Source organism: Jatrophihabitans sp., assembly GCF_035474675.1.
GTDB lineage: Bacteria > Actinomycetota > Actinomycetes > Mycobacteriales > Jatrophihabitantaceae > Jatrophihabitans_A.
Map to the genome: position 1 here is coordinate 1 of NZ_DATINC010000107.1, position 23482 is coordinate 23482.

The 23482-nt window shown below is 68.7% G+C and carries 13 protein-coding genes; 5 read left to right on the plus strand and 8 right to left on the minus strand.

All coding sequences use genetic code 11. The annotated features are described in order from the left end of the window. The 5 genes from VLJ82_RS12815 to VLJ82_RS12835 form a co-directional block, all read left to right on the plus strand. A partial coding sequence (locus VLJ82_RS12815) for an acyl-CoA dehydrogenase family protein (protein ID WP_408663747.1) occupies positions 1-195 on the plus strand: 195 nt, incomplete at its 5' end. Positions 196-295: 100 nt separating this feature from the next. Further along, a complete protein-coding gene (locus VLJ82_RS12820) occupies positions 296-577 on the plus strand; it encodes a hypothetical protein (protein WP_408663748.1) in 282 nt (93 codons plus the stop codon). Between the two features lie 507 nt (positions 578-1084). Then, positions 1085-3238 (plus strand): TerB N-terminal domain-containing protein, encoded by a 2154-nt coding sequence (locus VLJ82_RS12825; protein WP_408663749.1) that lies wholly within the window; start codon positions 1085-1087, stop codon positions 3236-3238. Next, positions 3235-4581 carry an ATP-binding protein gene (locus VLJ82_RS12830; protein ID WP_408663750.1) on the plus strand — a complete coding sequence of 449 codons (1347 nt, stop codon included), beginning with the start codon at positions 3235-3237 and terminating at the stop codon, positions 4579-4581. Before VLJ82_RS12825 ends, VLJ82_RS12830 begins: the two co-directional genes overlap by 4 nt. Before the next feature lie 33 nt (positions 4582-4614). Further along, positions 4615-6897 (plus strand): DEAD/DEAH box helicase, encoded by a 2283-nt coding sequence (locus VLJ82_RS12835; protein WP_408663751.1) that lies wholly within the window; start codon positions 4615-4617, stop codon positions 6895-6897. Positions 6898-6905: 8 nt separating this feature from the next. Here VLJ82_RS12835 and VLJ82_RS12840 read toward each other — a convergent pair whose 3' ends face one another. The 8 genes from VLJ82_RS12840 to VLJ82_RS12875 all read right to left on the minus strand — a co-directional run bounded on the left by VLJ82_RS12840 (position 6906) and on the right by VLJ82_RS12875 (position 23282). Then, a complete protein-coding gene (locus tag VLJ82_RS12840; protein WP_408663752.1) occupies positions 6906-7943 on the minus strand; it encodes a hypothetical protein in 1038 nt (345 codons plus the stop codon). Beyond that, entirely contained in the window at positions 7940-11392 is a 3453-nt protein-coding gene (locus tag VLJ82_RS12845) for an AAA family ATPase (RefSeq protein WP_408663753.1), read from the minus strand. The genes VLJ82_RS12840 and VLJ82_RS12845 overlap by 4 nt, the downstream gene beginning before the upstream one ends. 7 nt (positions 11393-11399) lie before the next feature. Next, entirely contained in the window at positions 11400-12632 is a 1233-nt protein-coding gene (locus tag VLJ82_RS12850; RefSeq protein ID WP_408663754.1) for an exonuclease SbcCD subunit D, read from the minus strand. Between the two features lie 42 nt (positions 12633-12674). Continuing rightward, a complete protein-coding gene (locus tag VLJ82_RS12855) occupies positions 12675-14429 on the minus strand; it encodes an ATP-binding protein (protein ID WP_408663779.1) in 1755 nt (584 codons plus the stop codon). Positions 14430-14910: 481 nt separating this feature from the next. Then, the gene (locus VLJ82_RS12860) at positions 14911-16242 is read right to left on the minus strand and encodes a TIGR02679 family protein (protein WP_408663755.1); all 1332 of its coding nucleotides are present in this window, start codon (positions 16240-16242) and stop codon (positions 14911-14913) included. Next, positions 16239-20444: a TIGR02680 family protein gene (locus tag VLJ82_RS12865; protein ID WP_408663756.1), complete on the minus strand. Its 4206-nt coding sequence runs from the start codon at positions 20442-20444 to the stop codon at positions 16239-16241. Before VLJ82_RS12865 ends, VLJ82_RS12860 begins: the two co-directional genes overlap by 4 nt. Positions 20445-20496: 52 nt before the next feature. Beyond that, the gene (locus VLJ82_RS12870) at positions 20497-21723 is read right to left on the minus strand and encodes a TIGR02678 family protein (RefSeq protein WP_408663757.1); all 1227 of its coding nucleotides are present in this window, start codon (positions 21721-21723) and stop codon (positions 20497-20499) included. Further along, positions 21720-23282, minus strand: coding sequence for a DUF2397 domain-containing protein (locus VLJ82_RS12875; protein ID WP_408663758.1), 1563 nt, complete (start codon positions 23280-23282; stop codon positions 21720-21722). The genes VLJ82_RS12870 and VLJ82_RS12875 overlap by 4 nt, the downstream gene beginning before the upstream one ends. Positions 23283-23482 lie beyond the last annotated feature (200 nt).

Below are 23482 nucleotides of genomic sequence, written 5' to 3' on the forward strand. Positions count from 1 at the left end.
TCGGCCTCGGCCAAGGCGTTCGCCTCGGACGTGGCGATGAAGGTCACCACCGACGCCGTCCAGCTGTTCGGCGGCTACGGCTACACCGAGGACTTCCCGGTGGAGCGGATGATGCGCGACGCCAAGATCACCCAGATCTACGAGGGCACCAACCAGATCAACCGGATGGTCATCGCCCGCCAGATCCTGAAGTAGCTCGGCGAGCTGAGTCGCGGGCCTGCTGGCGGTTTATTCGCGGAGGAAGGCATTCTGGCGCCTCTTTCTTCGCGCTCGGCCTGTTGCCTCCGGATCCCGAATGCGCCGTCTGCAGCGCGTCTTAAGTCGACCCGTCGGCAGCCTGACCATCCCCGGCACGACGCTCGCCACGATCCTGGCCGAAGGGTGGGCATCGTGGCCTATGGAAACCGGCGGCCTCCTGCTCGGCCATCGCGCCAACCACCACGGACTGGGCGCCGTCGCCGCGCGAGTCATCGGCCCAGGGCCTGAGGCTCGCCACGAGCGCTACGGCTTCGAGCCGGATGCGACCTGGCAGGCCAAGCAAGTTGCCATCGTCCTGGACGCAGGACAACACCCTTGAATACCTCGGCGACTGGCCCACCCATCCTGTTGGAACCACCAGGTTCAGCCCGCTTGACCATGCCACCGCTCGGACGATCGCTGCGGCGCCACTGGCGCGCCAGCCCAACCCGATCATGGTGATGGCCGCGCTCCAAGCCGACCTGTCCTCTCGGATCGCAGCCGGAGTACTCGTCAATGGACGGCTGCGCGACATGGCCGTCATGATCGACAACGATCTTTGACTGCGGCAGTCCGCGCGAGGCGACGTGCAGCGCGTTCTCACCGGTCTATCCTCCAACACGGCGGTAATGCGCAGACGCTGACATACGGAGGTACACCGGTGGGATTGCTCGACCTGTTCAAACGGAACAAGTCGACTCCCACCGTAGGCAGACATGCGTACCGTGCTCAGCCAGTGCCCCCGACTGCACCGCCGGCGATCGGTCGACCGTTGCCGAGCCCGTCGTCTTCGCAGCCTCCGACGCAGCCCCGGCGCGCGGTTCGAGTTGAGCCGCCGGCTGACGCCGTGCTGCCCCGGAGGCAGCCAGCCCGGCCAGTCGCCGCCGGCAGCGGCCTGTGGGTTCCGCCCGGAGTACCGGCCCAGATCGGCTCTCTGACGCTACCCGGCGGGATGCTCTACATCGGTAAGGATCTGCGCTCGGCAAATGGTCAGGGTGTCGAGCCGGCGCTCATCAACCCACGCCTGCCGGTGGATCATCGGCGGCCAGATTGGCAGGGGAGCACTGTCGGGTACTGGCCGTCCTACCACGGCATCACCGCCGGCGCCCGCGCCGCATACCTCACCTGGCTCTCCGGCGGCCGGCAGGAGCCGAACGCGCCGATCAGCTGGGTCTTCCTCTTCTTCTACGGGCTGGAGCGCCGCGCATTGGTCGAGGCGGCCAAGCCCGGTCCCGCACGCGAGGAACTGCCGATCATCAGCGCAGAGGTCAGCCGATTGCTTGAACTGTACGGAGGAAACAACTCCTTCCGTTCCTACGCGACCAGCTTCCTCGGCCTGCTCGACCTTTACCAGGCCGACGCCGAGGCCGGCGGCGCGCCCGAGCGACGACCGGAGAAATGGCGGATTCCGATGCGGCTGCGAACCGGACTCGGCGAGTTCGCCGCAACCGGCCTGCCGGTCCCGGCCGAATGGGCACTCGCGTGGGCGCATTATCACCCCGAGATCTACCCGCGAACGCCTGCGACCCGCTGTCCGGCCGAGTTCGAGGCGCTGTTCCTGAGACGGTATGCAGCCAGGCACGGCGCCGGGCTGACGATCCGCGCGACGAAGAGTTCGTTGCGTTACGACTACTATCCCGCCAGTGCCGGTATCGGGCAGGTCCAGCTGTCCACCAATCTGCCAGATGTCCTCACCCAGGCGGCGCCACGAGCCAAGCTCGCGGCACTGGTCGAGGAGTGCACGAACTCGCTGGACGCATACAGCCGCTACCTCGGCCGGAATCCGGACGGAGCCGGCACGCTCGCCGCGACCGCGTTGCTGCCACCGGAGCTCGTCGCTGACGCGGGCGGCGAACTCGCCCGCTTGGCCGGCTTCCTCGAGGAGCGTCTCGGCGGCCAGCCGGCCGTGCTCATCGACGCCGCCGAGCTGCTGGCGTTCTGGCCGACAAAGACGCCCGGCAAGGTGGCGAAGGCGGACGCGGTCGCGATCGCACAACTGCTGGCGACGAGAGGCGTTGGGGTCGAGCCCGACGTGCGGCTCGGCGGCCCGGTCCTCGCAGCCGCTTCGCCCGCGGTCCTGTTCCGGACCGCCGCGCACCAGCCGACCGCGGCGAGCCCTGAATATGCGGCCGCCGCCGTCCTGCTGCACCTCGCGGCCGCGGTCAGCATCGCCGACGGCGAGGTGTCGGACGCCGAGACGACCCACCTCGCCCGTCACCTCGAGACGGCGATGCATCTGTCACATCCCGAACGGGTCCGGCTGCAGGCGCATCTGCGCTGGCTACTCGCCGGGCAGGTAAAGCTCACCGGACTCACCAAACGCCTCGCCCTGCTCGACGATGCGCAGCGAGAGGCCATCGGTGACTTCCTCACCACGGTCGCCGCCGCCGACGGCCACGTCTCACCGTCCGAGATCACCACGTTGACCAGGATCTTCAAGCTGCTGGGGCTCGACCCCGCCTCGGTGTACTCGCGTGTGCATGCCGCCACCGTCGGCGGTCCCGCGAACATCGGCGCCACTGCTCCGGTGACCGTGCGTCCTGCCACTCCCGGCCCCTCTGGCTACTCGATTCCGCCACCTCCGAGCACTGAATCGGAATCCGCCGCGGTCGCGGGCGAAAGCTTGGCACCGCAGGGTGTCGTGCGGCTGGACCAGGCTGCGGTCGCTGCCAAGCTCGCCGAAACAGCGGCGGTGTCAGCGCTGCTCGGCTCGATCTTCACCGACGACGAACCCACCCCCGAACCGGCGGCGAAACAGGCTCCGGCTGCATCGATCGCCGGTCTGGACGTAGCGCACTCCGCGCTACTGTCCGCCCTGGCCGGCCGCGGCAGCTGGAGTCGCGCGGAGTTCGAAGCCGAGTGCTCGATACTCGGATTGCTGCCCGATGGAGCACTGGACACGCTGAACGAGGCCGCGTACGACACGGTGGGCGATCCGGTCACCGCCGGTGAGGATCCCATCACCATTGACCTCGACGTCGCGCAGGAGATGCAGGCATGAGTACCACCGAACCGCAAGGATCGACCCGGGCCACTATTCGCCCACGGGAGCGGGACGCAATCGTGCAGGCGTTACGCGCCGGTGTCGTACCCCGGGTTGGGCAGCAGCACGTGCAGGTTGGGCGGGTCGAGGAGGTCAGGTCGCTGCTCGCGGACATCGACCGGATCGCCGACGGCGGTTCCGGCTTCCGACTCGCCATCGGCGAGTACGGCTCCGGAAAGACGTTCTTCCTGCATCTGGTCCGCTCAATCGCGATGGAACGCAAGCTGGTCACCGTGCACGCCGACCTGTCGCCGGACCGGCGACTGCATGCCACCGGCGGGCAGGCCCGCTCCCTGTACGCGGAGCTGATGCGGAACATGAGCACGCGGGCCAAGCCCGACGGCGGCGCGATGGGCAGCATCGTGGAGCGGTTCGTGACGAGCGCGCTCACCGAGGCGCGTGAGATGGGCAACAGCCCGGACGTGGTAATCCGAATCCGGCTGGCGGAGTTGGCCGAACTGACCGGTGGGTACGACTTTGCCGAGGTGATCGCCGCGTACTGGCGCGGGCACGACATGGGAGACGATCAGCTCAAGAGCGATGCGGTGCGCTGGCTTCGCGGCGAGTTCTCGACCCGGACCGATGCCCGCGCCGCACTGGGCGTGCGGACCATCGTCGACGATGCAACGTTCTACGACCAACTCAAGCTGCTCGCACGGTTCGTCGTAATGGCCGGCTTCACCGGGCTGCTGGTCTGCCTCGACGAGATGGTCAACCTTTACAAGCTCGCGCACACCCAGGCCAGGAACGCCAACTACGAACAGATCCTGCGGATCCTCAACGACAGCCTGCAAGGCAGCGCGGCACATCTCGGTTTCGTGTTCGGCGGCACACCCGACTTCCTGCTCGACACCCGTCGCGGCCTGTACTCCTACGCCGCCTTGCAGTCCCGTCTCGCCGAGAACGCGTTCGCCACCAACGGGCTGGTCGACTACTCCGGCCCCGTCCTACGATTGGCCAACCTCAGCCCGGAGGACTTCTACCTGCTGCTCACCCGCCTGCGGGACGTCTTCGCCGGCGGCGACCCCGCCGCGTATCTGCTGCCCGACGAAGGGCTGACCGCGTTCATGACGCACTGCTCGACCCGGATCGGGGATGCCTACTTCCGGACACCGCGCACCACGATCAAGGAGTTCGTGAACCTGCTCGCCGTGCTTGATCAGAACCCCGGTGCGGACTGGGAATCGCTCGTCGGTGGCGTGACCATCGAGACCGAGTCGAACCCGGATCTGGTGCCGTTGCCCGATGACGACGGGCAACCGGATTCGGGCGGAGACGAGCTTGCCAGCTTCAGACTCTGAACCGCGGCAGCCCGCAGCCGTCCGGCTCTGCTGATGAGGCCCGGGCAACAGGACGCAGCCGACCGGCGGTCCACGGCGTTCAGCCGGCTGGATGCGCGGATCCAGCGATGGATCTGGGAGCAGAACTGGACTGAGTTGCGCGACGCACAGGAACGCGCCATCGGACCGATCCTCGACGGCGCCGAGGACGTCATCATCGCCGCGGCGACCGCGGCGGGAAAGACCGAGGCCGCGTTCCTGCCGATCTGTTCCGCATTGCTCGACGCGACCGGCGAGGGAGCCGAGGGCCACGGTGTGAAGGCGCTCTATGTCAGCCCTCTCAAGGCGCTCATCAACGACCAGTACGGGCGCCTCGACGCGCTGTGCGAGCACATGGAACTGCCGGTGCACCGCTGGCACGGCGACGTGGCCGGAGCCCGCAAGGCGAAGGTGCTCGCGCAGCCCGACGGCATTCTGCTCATCACGCCCGAGTCTATCGAGGCGATGCTGGTCATCCATGGGCCGAAGATCGGGCGGATCTTCGGCGCGTTGCGGTACGTCGTCATCGACGAGATGCACTCCTTTCTCGGCACCGAGCGTGGAGCGCAGCTGCAGTCGCTGCTGCACCGGCTGGAACTCGCGATCCGCCGCCGCGTTCCCCGTATCGGCCTGTCCGCCACCCTGGGCGACATGGCAGCGGCAGCCGGCTACCTGCGCCCGGGCCGAGGCGAGCAGGTCACCGTGATCACCTCGACCGACGACACCCACGAGTTGCGACTCCAGCTGCGTGGCTACGAGGCGAAGCCGGCCAACCTCGGGCCGGCCGAGGACGAGCCGGCGGAGCCGTCCGAGGCGCAGCTGGCCGAAGTCGGCGGCGACCGGCTTGCGATAGCCGATCATCTTTACGCGACGCTACGCGGCACCGACAACCTGATCTTCGCGAACTCGCGCCGGGACGTCGAGATCTACGCCGACCTGCTCCAACGGCGTTGCGAGCGGGACCGCGTACCCAACGAGTTCTTTCCGCATCACGGCAGCCTTTCCAAGGAGCTGCGCGAGCACGTCGAGGCACGTCTGAAGGACCGGTCCAACCCGGTGAACGCGATCTGCACCACGACGTTGGAGATGGGCATCGACATCGGTTCGGTCGCGTCCATCGCGCAGGTCGGGGCACCGCCCACCGTCGCCAGCCTGCGGCAACGCCTCGGCCGGTCCGGACGCCGGGGCGGGGCCGCGACGCTGCGCCTGTACCTCACGGAGGAACAGGTCACCCCGCACACCCGGCCGCAGGACGCGTTGCGGACGCAGATCGTGCAGAGCATCGCAATGGTGAACCTGCTGTTGAACCGGTGGAACGAGGCTCCGGACTCCGGCGGCCTGCACCTGTCCACGCTGATCCAGCAGTTGCTGTCGCTCATCGCACAGCACGGCGGGATCTCCCCGCCCGATGCGTACCGCACCTTGTGCGAGCACGGGCCATTCGCCCGGGTGACTCCCGACCTGTTCGCCTCGCTGCTGCGCGCGCTCGGCGCACCGAATGTCGACCTGCTCTGCCAAGCGAGCGACGGCCTGCTGCTGCTCGGCGTCGCCGGCGAGCGATTGGTCAACCACTACTCGTTCTACGCCGCGTTCCGCACCGGTGAGGACTACCGCCTGATCGCCAACGGCCGCACGCTGGGCACGCTGCCGGTCGAATATCCGCTAATGCCAGGCTCGCTGCTCATCTTCGGTGGCCGTCGGTGGAAGGTGCTCACGGTCGACGCGCAGGCGAAGGTCGTCGAGTTGGCTCGCTCGTCCGGTGGCCGGCCGCCGCTGTTCACCGGTGGCGGCGGTGAGGTCGCCGACCGCGTTCGGCAGGAGATGCGCCGCAGCTACCTGACCGCGGACGTACCCAGCTACCTGGACGGCCTAGCCACCCGGCTGCTTGCCGAGGGTCGTGCGAACTTCGCGCGGTTCGGCCTGGCGAGCGATCCGTTGCTCACGGTAGGCAAGGAAACGCTGGTTTTCCCTTGGCGTGGCGACCGAATCTGCTCGACGCTCGCGATCGCGCTGACCGGGGCAGGCATCGAGGTCGCCCAGGACGGCGTGTGCCTCACCATGCCCGACTGCAGCCGGCAGCAGGCCGTCGCGCACCTGACCGAGCTGCTCGAGGCGGGCCCGGCCGACCCGGTCGAGCTTGCCGCGCGGGTGGGCACGAAGGTTGTCGAGAAGTACGACGACCGGCTGAGCGAGGCGCTGCTCAACGAGGCGTTCGCCGCACGCAGCCTGGACGTCGACGGTGCCTGGCACGCCCTGAGGGAAATCCTCGATCAAACAGGCGCGGCAGTGACCGGCTAGAACCGGTGCTACATCGCGGCTGCCTGCCGCAGCGCCCGGTACAGCAGCTGTTGATCACCGAGCTTGTGCCGCAGATCCTTCTCCAATCCGCCGATCGGATACAGGTTCTGCGGAGCTCTCGCGTCCTTGTACTCGGCCGAGGCGTAACGGGGCAGCACCACCTGGGTGAGATTCGCCAGCGCGAACACCTGCTCCGGAACCAGATCCACCGACGCCTCCACCCGGATGACGCCGGCCCACGGGGCGGCCGGGGCGCACGGCAACCGCAAGTACCAGGAATATCGGTCCCAGGTGGTAACCATCCGGAACACCGGTGTGCGCTGCCGTGGACCCAGCGAGCCGACGACCGAGTTCAGCTGCCGCGAAAGGTATTCGCTGTGGTGCGACTTGATGTAGCCGACGGCGCGATCCAGATGCGCCCCGGCACGTAGCGGGCCGTCGACCACCAGCAAGTCGTCGTCGACCTCGACGTGGCCGGCCAGTGATGACCTGGCCCGGTTCGCGGTCCGCAGTTCCACGCCGGCCAGCCGCTCCTGGACCGCTGACGACAGCGTGACCGGCAGCGGCGTGCCTTCCTTCGCGACGGTGAAACACGCCTGATACGTGCCGGCCCGGGTGTGCACATCAGTCGCGTGCGGGGCGATCGTGAACATGCCGCGACACAGCTCGACTGCTATGACGTGTGCCTTGCCTTCGCAACAGCAGACGACGCCGGCGGCGTAGGAGGCACAGACGCCGGCGGTCGCCGCTGTCGGTACTACCCCGTCGGCACCGATCGGCTCGTCGATCCATACCCGGGCGTCCACCCGCCGGACGCCGTCGACGAACAGTACGACCCGCGGCGCGGTGACCGCCGGATCGACCGCGATGGGCCGCCACCGATCCTGCGGGACCTCGATGTCGGGATCGACGTCGGCGCGGGACTCGGCCAGCTGCAGCTCCATGTCCAGGGCCTGGCCGTACTCGGGTTCCCACCCGTCGACGTTGAACTGCATCCCGCCGCCGGCGACATCCAGGTCGGGCAGGGAGGGCTGCGAGCTACTCATGCGCTTTCCCGGGTGATGTGCGAGCCGGCGCTGTCTCGCCGCACGGCGAATCGAACCGGCACCCGCTCGGCGAGCGCGCCGACGTGCGTGATTATGCCGACCATGCGGGAACCGGAGCTCGCGAGGTTGTCCAACGTATCGGCGACCGTGCCGAGACTTGCCTCGTCCAGCGTGCCGAATCCCTCGTCCAGGAATATCGATTCCAGTCGGACGGCACCGTCGGCGGCCAGCGAGCTCATCCGGTCCGACAGCGCCAGCGCGAGTGCCAGGGCGGCCTGGAAGGTCTCGCCGCCGGAGAGGGTCTTCACCGGTCGGGACGCGTCCGCCTCGTTGTGGTCAATGATGTAGAAGTCACCGTCTGCATGGGTCAGCGCGAACTGGCCCCCGGACAGCTCGTCGAGCATCTCCGAGGCGTCGGCCACCAGCACGTCCAGAACGCTGGCGACCAGCCAGCGGGGGAACGCGTCGGCCCGCATCAGGTTGGCGAGCAGCCGCGCGACCCGGGATTGTTCGATGGCGTCCCGGATACCGGCCCGTAACCCCGCGACCTGCTCGACCCGTTCGGCCATCCGCTGCTGCTGTGAGCGCGCGTCGGCCAGCGCGCTGGCCACGGCGACCGGCGCGGCATCCCGCAGCGTGTGCGTGGCGAGTTCCATCTGAACAGCGTGCTCGGCGAGCAGGTCACACAGCTCCTGCTCCGAATCCCGGAGGTTGGCTGCCCTCTGCTCCGTCAGGGCGCGGGCCTCGGCGAGCTGCTGCTGCCGGTGCGTGGCCTGCTGCGCTGCCCAGCCCAGCAGTTCGGTCCAACCGGTGGCGACGTCATCGGAGTCGTTCAGCGGGGCGCCGAGCCGCACCAGCGGATCCCGGGCGCTGGCGAGCTGACGCCGGGCCGCCGCGATATCGGCCTGAACCTCCCGCCGGATCTGCGCGGCCTGGTCGCGCCGCACTCGCGCCGTCTCCAACCTCCCTTCCGCCTCGCTGACGGCGTCCTCTAGCTTCGCGACCCGGTCCAGTTCCGCCACCGCCTGGGCGTCGGTCATGCCGTCGGCCAGCGATGCCGTCAGATCGTCTCGACGCTTGTGGCAGGCAGTCAGTTCGGACTCGGCCCGTTGGGCGGCGCGGGCGGTTTCGGTGGCGGCTCGTTGCAACGCGGCCACTGTTGCCTCGGCGTCCCGCAACTTCTTCCGCTGCTCGTCCGCGTCGCCGGCAGCGGCATCTGACTCGGTTTGCAGCCGCGGGAGCTGCTCGGCGCGCTCGCGCTCCTGCGCCGTCGCCCAACTGCTCAGGTGCGTCCAGGCCGCTCGGACGTCCTCGTCGTCGATCGCCGGTGGGTTCAGCGCGAGCACCCGTTCCCGCGCGCTGCGCAGTCCGGCCTGGGCTTGCCGCACGGCCTGCTCCGTCGATCGCAGCTCGTCCCGAGCAGCCCGGACCGCGGCTCGGGCGCCGGCTGCTTGCTCTTCGCACAGCTGGCACGCCCGGCCGAGTTCCTGCTCGGCGTTGTCGGCCTCGTGTAGCTGGCCGGACGCCTTCCGCACCTCGCCGAGCAGACGCCGGATCGTATCGTCATCGGCGTCCGCCGTGATCGGCTGAGCGATCGGCATGGTCGGTGCGAGGGGTGGCACGGTGCTGGGCAGCGCCTCCCAGTCGCCGGCCAGGTCCGCTCGCAGTTGCCCGGCGCGCCTCAGTGCTTGGCCGTGGTTCGCCGACGCATGGTCGGCCCGGCGTTGCGCGGTGGCCAGCTCGCGCTGGGCGGTGGTGTGCCGGGTGGCGGCGGTGTCCAGCCGCTGCCGGGCCGCCTCCACCTGTGCGAGCTCCGCATGCTCCGGCACCGCATGGACGTCCTGCTCGCACACCGGGCACGGCTGTCCGACGCTGAGCCGAGCACGCAGGGTCAGGGCAAGCTCTGCCTGCTCGGCCGTCCGGACCGCATCCTCGGCCTCGGTGAGCTCTCGACGGGCAGCACGATGCGCGGCCTCAGCCTCGACCAGGCCCTGGGTGGCTTCGGCGCGTTCGCCGGCCGCGTCCAGGTCTTCCGTCAGCACCTGGGCGAGATCGTCCGCTCGGGAGATCGCACCGGCGAGGACGGCGATCTGCCTGCTACCGGACAGCCTGGTGCGCGCGCCGGCCAACTCCGATTCGGCTTGCGCCAAGGTGCTGTCGGCTTCGGCTAGCCTGGCGATCGCGGCAGCATGCGCCTCGCCGGCATCCACCGTGTCGAGCGGTTCGGTGAGCGTCGCGAGCAAGTCGCGTTCGCCTTGCACCCGCGCCGCATTCTCCTTGGCCTCGGTCTCCCGCTTGCAGGCCTTGTCGACCTCCAGCCGCAGCCCGGGAAGCGCCTGGTTCACCTTGTCGAGGTCCGTGCAGACCTGTTCGTTCTTCTCCGCCGTCGAACGCGCCGTCTCGACCAGGCTGGGCAGTTCCGCCTCGGCCGCGGCAAGCTCCGCCCAGGCGCGTCGAACGTGCTCGAGCTTCGCCCGCTCTGGTGCCTCGGACAACGCTCGCCGCGCGGCCCGGTCGGCGGCGTCAGCGGCAGTGAAGGCGGCCTCGCAGACAGCCAGCTGTTCCTCCGCCTCCAGCTGGGTCGCTGCCAGCTCGGCGATCCCGGCCGGACGCCGCACGCTGGTCAGTGCGTCGATCTCCCCGGTCAGCGTGGTCACCTTGCCGTCGGCGGCGAGGTGAGCCCGGGTCGCCTCGTCCAAGCGCGGCAGCATCGCCCGCACGCTCTCCGACAACTCGGTCAGGTCGTCGGCACGGCCGGCGAGGTCGGCAACCGCCTCCTCGGTGGCGTCGGCGTATTGGCCGAGTTGGGCCTCGAGTGTCTCCGCCCGCTGCTGCAGCGCGGTGGCCTCCGCTCCCGCGCTGCGAGCTATCTGCTCGTACTTCTCGTAACCGAGCAGCTTGGTGAGGATCCGCTGCCGCTCCCCGGCCTTGACGTGCAGGAACTCGGCGAAGTCGCCCTGGGGGAGTGCGACACAAGTGCAGAAATGCTTGAAGGTCAGCCCAAGCAGCTTCTCCACGGCGCCGGTGACCTCGGAGTCCGCAGCCAGCACCTCGGTGTCGTCCTGACCACCGCCGGTGTCGTCCTGCCCGGCACCGGTCGCGTTCGGATCGGCGAATCGCTCCAGGCGCGATGACTTGATGCCGACGCTCGAGTTCTTCCCGCCGGAGCGGCGCAATTCCCGCACGACGCTGTAGCGGGATCCGGACACGTCGAAGATGAGCCTGACCACTCCGCGGTTGGCGGTGGGCGCAAGCGCGGGGGAGACCAGGTTCTCGTTGTCCCACCTGGCCACGGTGCCGTAGAGCGCAAAGGTGAGCGCGTCGATAACGGTACTCTTGCCGGCGCCGGTTGGCCCCACCAGGACGAAGTAGTCGGTGTCGTTGAAGCGGATTTCGGTGCGCTCGCGAAAGGACGCGAAGCCGGTCATCTCCAGCAGGACGGGACGCATGGCTATCTCACTGTCGCTTCCTGGGACGGCCGGGCCCGCGGCTGGTCGCCGACGCCGTCGCGGCCGGACGCCGGCCGGGCCCGTCGGCGCTGGTCACCTCGTCGTGTAGGCGGGCGAACAACGCCCTCACCTTCTCGTCGTCGACCGTGCGCTCGGCGCAGTATGCATCGAACAACTCCTGCGGTGTCTGCTGCTCCATCCTTCCGGCGCTGGAGGATCTAGTCGTCGCCGCGACGAACTTCGGATCGATCCGAATCTCGAGCGCGTTCGGCAGGGCGGTTCTGAGTTCCTCAACAAGGCCGGCCCGGCCGGGCTCGCTCACGTACACCCTCAGGTAGTCCTCGCCGAACTCGTCGGCGCGGGCGAGCAGTTGGGCGAATGTGCCGTACACGGTGCGCAGCCGTCGGCCGCGGGTCAGCGGGATCTCAGTCACCTCCGCCGGCGTGGTCGGTGACACCTCCACCAGCAACACCATGCTCGTGTTGTCCTGCTCGCCGAAGTCGACCGCGATCGGCGCGCCGCAGTAATGCACCGGGCAGGGAGCGGGCAGCGACTGCCTGCGATGAAGATGGCCAAGCGCGACGTAGTGCGGTTCAGCGCCGAATACCGTGGCCGGCACGGAGTATTCGAAGATCGACTGCGCCTGCCGTTCCCCACCGCCGAACGCGGCACCGGTCACGGTCAGGTGTGCCATCACAAGGTTTACCGCGCCCGGCGTGAACCCAGTCTTGAGATGGTCGATGATGTCGCGCAACTGCTGGTCGTACCTCCCGGCGTTCTGCGCCGGGGTCGCCGACAGCAACTGCATCGCTTTGATCGCATAGCGTTGGGACAGGAACGGCAACACCGCGACGTTGACTCTCTCACCCGTGGACCGGGCGGTGAAGGTGACCATCCCGCCGTCGTCGACACGGCGTGCCTGCCCCAGCAACTGGATGCCCGCGACACGCATCAACGGCCGGTACGCCTCGAACGTCGTGCCATGGTCGTGGTTACCGGCTATCGCGATCACCTCCGCGCCGGTGGCGCGCAACGCCATCAGCGCCTGGACTAGCAACGTCTGCGCCTCTGCCGATGGCCCGGCGGTCTCGTACAGGTCACCGGCGATCAGAACCGCGTCAACTTCTTGGTCGCGGGCGATGTCGATAATCTCGGCCAGCACCGCGGCCTGCTCCGCATGCCGGCTCCGATTCTTGAGGGTCTTGCCGACGTGCCAGTCAGAGGTGTGGAGAAACTTCACTCCGGGCCTTCCTGTGCGATCCGGTGGCTGAGGCGGGTTGGCCTAGAACGGCGGTGGGTCGGCGGCGGGCAGCCCCGCGAACGGATCGCCGGTGCCGTGCCCGTTAGCCCTGCTCGACGGTGTGCCCGCCTCGCTGAGTCGGGTTGCCCAAGCGGGGAACGGAAAGCTGATCGAGAGGGGAACCGGAATCTCCGGCTGGCTGATGAACATGGTGCCCGGTTTAGCGATGGTGGCGCGCTGACGCTGGCTAGCCGGCAGGAACCCGTATTCGGGTCGCCCGGCTTCCGCAGCGTCGAGCCGACCGACGATCTTCACCGAGCTGTTGCTGATGATGCGTCGTTCCACCTCGCTCGCGGTCTGCTGCGCGCCGATCAGGATGATGCCGAGGGATCGTCCTCGCTCGGCAATGTCCAGCAGCGCATCCTTGATCGGGCTGGCGCCGTCGCGAGGCGCGTACTTGTTGAGTTCGTCCAGCATGGTGAACAAGAGGCTGCCGGCTCCGGCTGCCTCCTTGCGCGCGGTCTCGGCGGCGAGGACGACGCCGACGACGAACCGTTGGGCCCGCTCGGACAGGTTGTGCAGGTCGACGACGGTGACCTGTTGGTTCTCGGTGCTGACCCGCCTGCCCGGCGTGTCGGTTAGGTCGCCGCGGATCAATCCGGCCAGCACCCGCTGGCTCGACCGCAGCCGGCGCACGAACGCGTTCACGGTGCCGGCTCCGACCGGACCGGCCCAGGTGGCGGCGCTGTTCGGGTTGCTGACCCGGTCGACGACGAGATCGACCAGATCCTCGTAAGTTCGGCAGATCTCACCGTCGACGTTGGCCGCGCCGTCCGTGCCGTGCGGCACCATGTCGAGCCGAAGCCGGTTGGTGACCTGGTGGACGACCATCGTGTACTGATTGCGCTCGTCTTCGACATCGGCGAACACGTAGGGCAGCAGCTGGTTGGCACAAAATTCAGCGATCGTCCACCAGAACGCGCTGATCCCGCTCGTCCGCCCGGTGACGTTCGGGCGACCGGTCAGGTCTCCAGGAGTGGGCGGTGCGTAGAAGCTGACGGAGGAGAACGGCTCGGCGGCCAGCCCTAGACGGGCGTACTCATCTTGCGTGTCGACATCTAGCCGGTTGTTGAGGTGGTCGAGGAAGAGGAGATCCTCACCCTTGACGGAGAAGATAAGGGCCTTGGCGTTGTGCGCGTTGGCCAGCACTCCGCCTCGGAAGATCGAGTGCAACAGGAACAGCGCGAAGGAGGTCTTCGTGGCGACGCCGCTGATGCCGCTGATGTTGACGTGGGCGCCACGGGTGCCGTCCAGAAAGTCCATGTTGAGGTAGATCAGCTCACCGTCCCGCGCGGTGCCGACGACCACCCGACGCTCCATCTGGTCGAAGTACAGCGCTTGCGCCCGCTCGTCGCCGGTGGCGCGATGTGCGGCCGCGCCCGGCCGAGGTGGCACGTACCACTCGGGCTCCACCCGGGTCGTGGTCACCTCGGCGATCTCTTGGACCTGGGCGGGCAGCACCCCGTCCGCGATGAGGAACACGTCGCTACCGAAGCTCGCGCCCTCATGCCGCGAGACGACGTCTGTAACGATGCCGGCGATCATCACCGGGCCGTGCCCCTGGACCTCGCGTGCCGTCGCCACTATGTCGTCGAGCTGCAGATATCGGTCTTCGGCGATCGCGACGTGGAACTTCAGCGGCGTCGCGTCCGCCGTGCCCGCGATACGTCCGATCACGTTCCCGCTACTCGACTCCGTCACGCCCGCCTCCGTCGCAGCCCCCAGCCCACCTAACATGCCGGTCAGCGCCACTCCGGACCGACCTATGGCTCCGGGCAAGAGGGTACGGGCGATGGCAGGCGGAATTGGGGATATCGACCTCCAACACCCTTCAGATGACGCGACTCCCATATGGTGGGAGACGTGTTCCGGCTCGCATTCCAGGACACCGTATGGCTCATCGGCAAGCCAGCTCCTGGGGTGAGCGGAGCGGCGGCCTTGCTTGGCGCGGCACGGGCGCTGCCCGGAGGCGTGCCGGCATGGGCGGGTGAACCTCGATCCGACCCGCACCGCGCTGCTGGTGATGGACTACCAGGTTGGCCTGCTGAAACCGGCTGCTCGACGCCGAGGCATTGCTCGACCGGGTCGACGCGGCCATCGCCGTCGTTCGCGCTCGCGGTGGATACCTCGGCTGGGTCAGGTTCGCCTTCTCCGATGCCGATCTCATGCCGCACGACCGCAACATTACGCGCATAGCCAAATGCATGGCCTACGAGAGTCAACGGACCGGGAAGGTCGCGGACAGGTCGGCGAGCAGCAGTGGGAGCAGAGCCTCCTCGTGCACCGCGACGTTAGTGGCAGCCATCACGCGGGACAGATCCGGATCCCACTCGGTTCGTACCGGCGCACCCGACAGCGGCAGCCTGGCCGCATCGGCCGACACGGCCGCGCGGTAGTCGTTAGCAGACAGCCGCCATGGGACACAGCCAGCCGCGATCATGCGTCCGGCGATGGCGACCCCTGACCAGTCGAAGTCGCCGTGGTAAGCCGGTGAGCTGCCGCCGAGGACCAGGCGCCGGATCAGCATCGACCCAGCGCTGGACGGGTTCCCCAGTAGGCAGACCAGAGTCGCGGCGGTCGCGGTTCGGGCCGCGGCCTGCAGCACCTGCGGGTTTTCACAGACCCATACCGCACGGCCCGGTGAGGCAAGCACGACTTCGTCTGGTAACGCGGCCAGCTCAAGCACCGTCAGATGGCTGACCAAGCCGAGGTCGGCACGGGAACGCATCATCTGCGACCACGGGTCATCGCCGGGCGGGCGGAGCCCGTACACGATTGCTGTGCCCGACACCGAGTCCGGCGCCACCCCGGCCGCAGACCATACAGCGCGCCGCTCGGCGGCCGACGCGGGTGGTTGCGTCCCAGCGGCGAGCGCGAGCGCTTTCACGGTGAGAGCGGTTGCCAGCCGGTCGTCGTCGAGCCCGTGCGCGTCCCCGCTGACCGCCGCTGCCAGTTGTCCAAGCTCCCACGAGCGAGCTACCTCGGCCGGATCAGCGTCGCCGGTGCTGACGGGACGCAGGGCTGGCACGGTGGTGTCGGCGAGCAGGCGGAGCGCGCTTACCGCAACCTTCGCCTGCACGGTCGCGGTGGTGATGCCTGCGCGGGTCAGGATGCCTGTCTGCCGCAGCGCGTCCTGCCAGGCCTGCACCCATGACGCGGTAGCTAGGCCGGCGTCGGCAAGCGCGGCATCGATCTCGCTCCACATCTGCGCCCGTTCAGCATCCTGCTGCTGCTTCGCCGCGCGCCGGTCGGCCAGAGCCGTTCCGGTGAGTGCGGCGATGGCGGGGAGCAGCCCGGTCGCGGCGACCGACCGGCGGAACGCCGCGTCGAGATGCATCAGGTTGATCCGCACCGCCGGCCCCGGGTTGACTGTGGCGCCAAGTAGGCCGCTCAACCGGTCCGCGGCCTCGTCGCCCAGGTTTGCTTTGACGACCCCCGCTGGGCTTAAACCGTTGCCCTCCAGCCGGGCGGCGATGGTGCGCCACAGCGGCGCGAGGTCCGGGTGCCCGAGTAGGTCCGCCATGCGCGGCGGCAGCGGTTTGCCGGTCACACCGACCTCAGGAAGCTTTGGGTCTTGCCGTCCCAGTGCACGCGGGCGGTGACGGCAGGTGAACCTTCGTCGCGGCATACCTCGTAGATGTCGAGTGCGGGCACCTGCGGGTAGCACCCCCATAGCGCGTGCCCGGTCATCACGAAATCGACGTCGAGACGCACGAGCAGACCGAGCAGTTCTGCGATGGTCGGCTCGTCGACCTTGGCGAACGCGTCGTCAAGCAGGATGAGACGCAGGTTCGACCCGTCCGGTGTCAGGCCGGACAGATATGCGTCGACCGCCGCGAACAGCGTCACGTACGACACGAATCGGGTTTCGCCCTGCGACAGCTTCGCGCGTCGCGAGATGCGTCGCTCTCGGCCCTTCTCCGGCCCGGTGATGATCACGTCGACGGAGTGCCAGGACCGGTAATCCAGAGCGCGGCGCAGGTGGGTCGCCGACCCGGCCGACGGGTCAGCGCCAGCTTCGGCCGATACCCGGTCCGACAGCAGTCGCAGCAGTTCCTCGTCCTGCAGCGGCGTCCGGACCGAGGCCGCGGTCGCGACAAGGGTCTTGATCCGGCCGACGTCGCCAGAGGCGTCCTCGGCGAGCTTCCAGGTGAGGCGGACGCCGATACCGTGCGAGGTGCGGATGGAGCGCAGTGAGGTGTTCATCGCGCCGACCAGCGATTCGGCGTGCGACAGCCGCCGGCGTAACTCTTCGGCGACGTCACCGAGGACGAAGTCGCGGAATACCTGCTGCTCACGCTCGGTAAGAGCGCGCTGACCTTCCTCACAGCGTCGCTCGAGATCCGCGGCAGCGGCGGCCAACGTGCGCCGGCCGGCGGAATCGGTCAGCTCGATGATCGCGAGCGTTCCGACCCGGGACTCAACGAGGTCATAGGTACTCTGCATCGACCTGGCGAACGCGATGCGTGCAGCGGCCAGCTGCGTCTCGTCGCTGCGGGCTCGCTTGAGCATGGCCAGCAGCACTTCGCAGTCCGCGTCGGCGCGGCGCGGGTCTGCCGCGTTGATGGTGGGTGGCTCGTCGGCATCCGGCAGCGCGGAGGCGAGTACTCCGGGCGCGTTGAGGATCTGCTCGAGCGTCCCGACCTTGGTCACGAGTTCGTGCGCTCGTTCGCCGGCCCGTCGGCGGGCGTCGGTTAGGTTCGCCGTTGCTTCCCCGACCTGGCTGTCCAGGGCGCGGAGTTCCGTATGGACGGTGTCGGTGCGCTCGCGTACCTTCCGCAGCTGTTCGCTCGCGCGGGCGATCTTCGCGGTCACCTCGGCGACGTCCTTGCCGACGGCGTCGCGCAGCGTCTGCAGCTGGCGCTCCTCCTCATGCCATCGCGACCATTCGGTCCGCGCGGTCGTCTCCGCCTGGTCGCGCACCTGCTCGGCACCCGCGGCCGCCTGGCAGGACCGTTGGTGTCGTGCGAGCGCGGCGCGTACCGAGGCCGCCTGGGTGACGACCGTTCGGCAGCTGTCGGCGGCATGCCGGGCCGAGGAGGCAATCTCGCTGAGCGCGGCCTGCTCGACGGGCAGGCCCCACTCGGCGCACAGCGCCTGGTGGGCGCGCTGTTGCGCTGCCCATTGCTGAGCAAGGGTGTCCGCTTCGGTTCGCCGCGTAGCCGCGGTCGCAGCTGACTCGGCGGCGCGGGTGGCGGCCGTCGTCGCGGCGGCCCGGGCCACCTCAAGCGGGCGGGACTGCGGCCCGGTGTCGCGGACATAGCTGCGGACCCGCTGTTGCCGGGCGAGGAGTTGGCTGCGCTGGTCCGTCAGGCTGCGGTCGATGTCGGCGAGTTCGGTGAGCCGTGCCTCGATCTCGGCCAGGCGCCTCGCTCGCTCTTGCGCTCGCGCGGCCGCGCCGATGAAACGGGCCGCCGCTGGCGTGTGCCGGCCGGTCAACGGACCGTTGCGCCAAGACCCGTCTGCGGCGATCCAGATCGGGCTGTCCGGGCGGGCGTTGCCAGGGTGGCTGGTGTAGCCGATCGCGGCCAGCGCGGCGCGGACGAGTTCCGCGGTCTCCGCTGGCAGGTTCTCATCTGGGGTGAGAACAGCGTCGAGTGTCGCCCCGTCCAGGGCGGCCTGGGCGGGCAGGAGCAGGAGCTGACCGTCTGCGGCGATGATCGTGCCATCACGGTGAACGGTGGCGGTGAGCAGGCTCGCCGCGTGCAACGCCCCTTCAATACCGGACCGCGCCGCCGGGTCGGCGTCCGCGGTGAAATCTAGGCAGCGCCACAGCGGCAGGCCGTCGGTGCCGAACTGCCAGAACGGCTGTTCCGGGTCGGGGTCGCGTTCGGCGCGGCGGGCCGCCCGCTCGTGGGTAAGTTCGTCGACCTCCGCAGCGATCGTCTCCCGTTGGGTGTCCACGGCCGCGACGCGGTGGGTCAGGCTCGCGATCGCGGCATCCAAGGGCTGGTCGACGGCGTGGTCGAGGGCGCGCAGGTCGACGCGTGAGTCGGTTCCAATGAGCTCGGTGGTGTCGGTGAGAACGGGCCCGAGCGCGGGGTGCTCGGCCCAGGCGATGTCGGCGCCGAGCAGATCGGGCGTGTCCGGGTCTGCCACCCACAGCCGCCACTGCTCGGCCAGCTCGATCGCGATGCTGTCGCGGCCGCTGGCGGCAGTCTCGGCCTGCTCCCGGTCGGTGTCGGCGCGCGTGTCAGCGTCGTCGGCACGGGACCGGGCCTGCTCGACCTTCTGCTGCGCCCGGGCCAGGTCGGCTGCGTCCCTAGCCCGGTTCGCAGCCTGGGTGCCGCGCTCCTCGGCAGCCCGCCTGGACCTCTCGGCCGGTTCAGCCACTTGGTCGGGTTCGGCGGGCACAATGGTCAGCGGTGCCGGTGTGGGCCGGTCCACCGGGGTCGGGTCCTCGGCGCGCCGGATCCGCAGGTCGACAGTGGCGTGAGGCTGGTCGGGGAGATTGGCGGTGACAGCGGCCGGCAGGTTGTGCTCGGTCAAGCCGATGCCGAGCAGGCTCCTGCGCGCGTCGTTCACAGCCGCGGCGAGCCTCTCGACTGCGGTGACCGCCTCGTGCGCGTCACGGTCAGCGTCGCCCACTCGGCTGCGATGGACCTCACGCGACGTGTGCGCGGCGGTGAACGCCAGGTCGGCGCCGCTAGCAAGCACACCTAGCGTCCGCTCCCGGTCGTTGAGGTCCTTGGCACTGCGGTAGGCGTCGGATTCCTTGAGCCCCTCGAGCTCGGAGGACAGTGCACCGGCCCGGTCGGCCAGCGACGTCTGCTCAGCGACCTTGTCCCGCTGCTGCTGGGTGAGGAGTTCGGCGTTGCCGAGCAACTGCTCGACGTTGCGGCTCTCCTTGCGCGCGGCGGCCGCCGTTGCCTGCACCGCCTGCGCGGCTTCGGCAATCACGCCGGTGGTATAGCGGCGGTACGCGGTCAGCAAGGTGCGGACCTCCTCGCGAGCCTGCAGCAGCGCCTGCTGGCGGGAACGGGTGTCTTTGAGCCCGTCCAGTTGCGAGCCGGCGTTGGTGAGGGCGCCCTCGGACAGCGGCGGCAGCGAGTCGGACACGATCGCGGGCAGCTTGCCTTCCTCGATCCGGTTCCCGACGTCGGGTGCCCGCAGGGTGTGCAGCAGCTTCATGAGCCCGTCGAAGCGGTCCTTGCCAAGCTCACCGGTAGCGCCAAACATCAGCGAAGCGATCCGTTCCCGGTGCCGTTCGGGGGAGTCCACGATCCGGTCGTCGCCGATGAGTTCGCCGAGCTCCTTGCGTGACAGCGGTTCACGGCCGGCGCCGATGAGTTGCAACTCGTGTCCGACACGCAGCTCTGTCGTGAAGTACCAGACCTTGGCTTCGGCAGCCGATTCGGAGTAGCGCACGAGCGCGCCGACGGTGAGGTACTGCCGCGACAGTTCGGTGCCGGGCTCGGGTACGGATCGTTCCAGCTCCAGCCACAGGTAGCCGAGCCTGGTCGTCTGCCCGTTGCTGCCGACGCGCATCAGGTCTTCCATCTTCACTGCGGAGCCGGTGCCCATGTTGCGCCGATCGGCGTCCAGCAGGAATGGCAGCAGCATCTCCAGCGCCCGCGACTTACCGGAGCCGTTGGTGCCGCGCAGGATGAACCGGCCGCCGGAGGCGACGAACTCGTTGTCCCAGTAGTGCCAGACGTTTTGGATGCCGGCGCGCGCGATCGTCCACCGGTGCGGGAACTGCTTGATCTCGGTCCGGTCGAACGAGTCGGTCGGTTCGGCGGTGGCGGTCACGGGGTCTCCTGGGTGGGCCGTGGTGCTGGGCGCAGCGAGTGGGGCGACGGGTTCATCCGAACAGCCCTGCCTGGTCGACCAGGGTCACGGCTCGGCGGGCGGCGCGGGTCGGTGCGGACGCTTCCGGCAGTGGTCGGTAGCGCGCCGATGCCGGGTGGATGATGATGCCATCGCTGGTGGTACGGGCCAGACTTACCTCGTTCAGCACGTTCAGTACGGAGTTCCGGAATCCCTCGGGGTTCTCGACTGCGTCGGCACCCCATGCTTTGGCGTGCCGTTCGGTAAGGATGGCCAGCACCTCGTCAACCACGGTCAGGGACGCGGCGGCTCCGGGAACGGCGCGACCGTCGTCGGTGACGGCGGCCGTGCCGGATTCGGGCTCAAGCCGATCGGTGAGTTCGGCCAGCAGCAGCAGCGCAGCTTGCTTGACACTGCCGGTCCCAGGAAACGCGATGTCAGTCGTCGCCGAAGACGAGTCATAGGCGAGCGCGCCTTCCAGCCGAACTTCGAGGGTGAGTCCGAAGTACTCCTCGAGAATGCGGCTCTGTTCGGTTCGTTCGCGCGACAGGACGTCCTGCTCGGCGTCAGTGAGGTCTTCTCGGCGCACGAGCGGGTTCTCCACGAGCTTGCGGCGCAGCGATCTGCGGGGCTGCTCGGCAAGCTGCTCGTCGATCGCCCACGTGTCCTGCGGGATGTCGGCGGCCAGCAGCGGTCGGGCAAGCAGGTGCGGCAGCAACGCTCGGTTGATCGTGAGCAGCGTCTCGTCGCGCCGTTCGCTCCACCCGACGGCGGTGCCGTCGGTTTCCTCGATGACACCCCACGACACGAGCAGGCTGAGCGCGTTCACGAGCCGGCGCCGGTCCGGCAGTTGGTCGGTGATGTCGATGCTCAAGGTGACCGCGTCGGCGCGGACCTGCTCGATGAGGGTGGAGATGAGGATCTGCTCGCCGGTGTCCGGTGCGAGCAGCGCCGCACACAGCAGCGCCAGGAACACATACGTCGCTGGGGTGAAGTCCTGCCCGTCGCCACGACGGGCAGGCCGGGCAGGTGCGTCAGCGTCGAGCGGGCCCTTGATGAGGCGGGCGAACCCGGCTTCGACGACGAGTGTGTAGCCGAGGTACTCACCGAACGCCCGACGCAACGCCTGGGCGTGCAATCGGACCAAGGCAAGCAGGTCGGGGTCGCCGGCTCTGGTGAGGATTGGACGGGCCAGCAGGGCGCGGGCCGCGTCGACACGTTCCCGCGCGGCCCGGTCGGTGGTGCCCAGTGACGGGCTCATCGGGCGGCTCTCGCATCCTCTGCCAGGTAGCCGGTGACGGGCCGGACGGTCAGCTGGATGTTCTCGACCCGGACGGTGCCGTCGTCGGCGTAGACGACGGTGTGCCGACCCGGGGACGGTTCGGCCCGCACGATCAGGTCCAGGTCGGAATCGATCGACTCGATAGCGGCGGCGCTTGGGCCGGCCGCGGCGAGTAGCGGGCCGAGCTTGTCGAGCAGGATGGCACGGGCGACCCGTGACACTCGCGCCCCGTTGAGGGTGCCGGCAGCGGACAGCTCCCGGGCTGCGGCGCGCCGCCGGCGGGCGCGTTCCTCTGCTGCGGCCAGCAGCCGTTCTCGGTCCAGAGCGGGGTCGGGAACTCGTGATGTCCGGCCGCGAGCGGCCCGGTCGCCGCGTTCACGCAGCGAGACGGGCACGTCCACTGGATCGGATTCCCACCAGGACTGGGTGGCCGTGCCGCGAACGCTGAGCTCTTCCGGGCCCAGCAGTAGGTGACGGGACGAGTAGGCAGCGAAGGTCGCGTCGAACAGCCGGTGTGCGGTGTCGGTGTCCGCGGTCGCGAACCAGCCGGCGAGCTTGAGCATGTCTGCCCGGCGGGATACGCCGGTGCCTGGTGCGGCAACCATTCGTTTCGCGTTCGCGAGCAGCTGTCCGACGGCCTGGCGTGCGGCGCCGCGGAGCTGTTCGGGCCCGGACCTGCCGGTGGTTGCGCCATACCAGGCGGCGAGCTGTTCCCACTCGGCTGAGGTACGGCCGGGCAGTCGCTCCATGTGCAGCAAGCCTGAGTCGTCGTTCGGCACGGCGGGCAGGTTGTTGATGACTAAGTCGATCATGGCCAGCAGATTGGTGATGCGGTCGATGATGAGGGGAGCGTTGCGGTTCACATCGGCGGAGATCAGCTCGACGTAGGACAGCAGCAAGTCTTTGAACCGGGCGTACTCCTCGCCGGCGAGGTCGTAGCGAGTCAGGACACCGGATAGGTAGGCGTAGAAGTCGGTGACCGACGAGGTGAACAGCCGGTGATCGTTGAAGACGGAGGTAACCGCACCGGCGAGCGCTTCCTGGTCCACTTCGCGGTGCGGGTTCGCCACCAGTAGCCCGATGTCGCGAAGCGTGTCGGCGATGCGGGCGAGTAGCTCCCGAGCGACTTCCTGGGCGCCGTCCGCGATCTGCAGGATTTCTGACGCCTGACGGTGAAGCCGGCCGCCGAGTTTGGACACCTGGTAACGGGCGCGGGAGCGTTGGTAGGCGGTGATCGTGGGGACCCGGGTATCCCGCACGGAGCGGACCAGGTTGCCCCAGGTGACCAGCTTCTGGCAACGCTCTTCGGCGAGTTCGGCGGTTAAGTCAATACCGGCTTCGCCCAGCTGCGCGGCGACCTCGGACGCGGACAGGTCCGCGAGCAGGGTGGCCGTGAACAGGTCCATGACCGCCACATAGTCGTCGAACGCGGCGGCGGTGAGATAGTTGAATAGAGCACGTCGTTGTTCGGCTTCGGGTCCGGAAAGCGGCGACGATCGGCCGTCGCTCGCAGAGGGCTCAGGCGCCGACTGGGTCACCGGACCTCCTTACCGCATGTCCCATGTCTATGACGATAACGGCTACCCCTGACATTTAATCCAAATCTAACATGATTCCGAACAGTGGTACTCGGGTTCCCGGGCTAGTTGAACAGCCAGAATAGGATGCAGGGAATTAGGATCAATTACATATTGGGATAGCTTCCCCACCTCGCCTACGCCCGACCGAGCCCGGGATG

Coding starts and splice junctions, on each gene's coding strand:
- VLJ82_RS12830 (WP_408663750.1), top strand. CDS start 3,235: ATGAGTACCACCGAACCGCAAGGATCGACCCGGGCCACTATTCGCCCA.
- VLJ82_RS12820 (WP_408663748.1), top strand. CDS start 296: ATGCGCCGTCTGCAGCGCGTCTTAAGTCGACCCGTCGGCAGCCTGACC.
- VLJ82_RS12855 (WP_408663779.1), bottom strand. CDS start 14,429: ATGTTAGGTGGGCTGGGGGCTGCGACGGAGGCGGGCGTGACGGAGTCG.
- VLJ82_RS12840 (WP_408663752.1), bottom strand. CDS start 7,943: ATGAGTAGCTCGCAGCCCTCCCTGCCCGACCTGGATGTCGCCGGCGGC.
- VLJ82_RS12845 (WP_408663753.1), bottom strand. CDS start 11,392: ATGCGTCCCGTCCTGCTGGAGATGACCGGCTTCGCGTCCTTTCGCGAG.
- VLJ82_RS12870 (WP_408663757.1), bottom strand. CDS start 21,723: ATGAGCCCGTCACTGGGCACCACCGACCGGGCCGCGCGGGAACGTGTC.
- VLJ82_RS12835 (WP_408663751.1), top strand. CDS start 4,615: ATGAGGCCCGGGCAACAGGACGCAGCCGACCGGCGGTCCACGGCGTTC.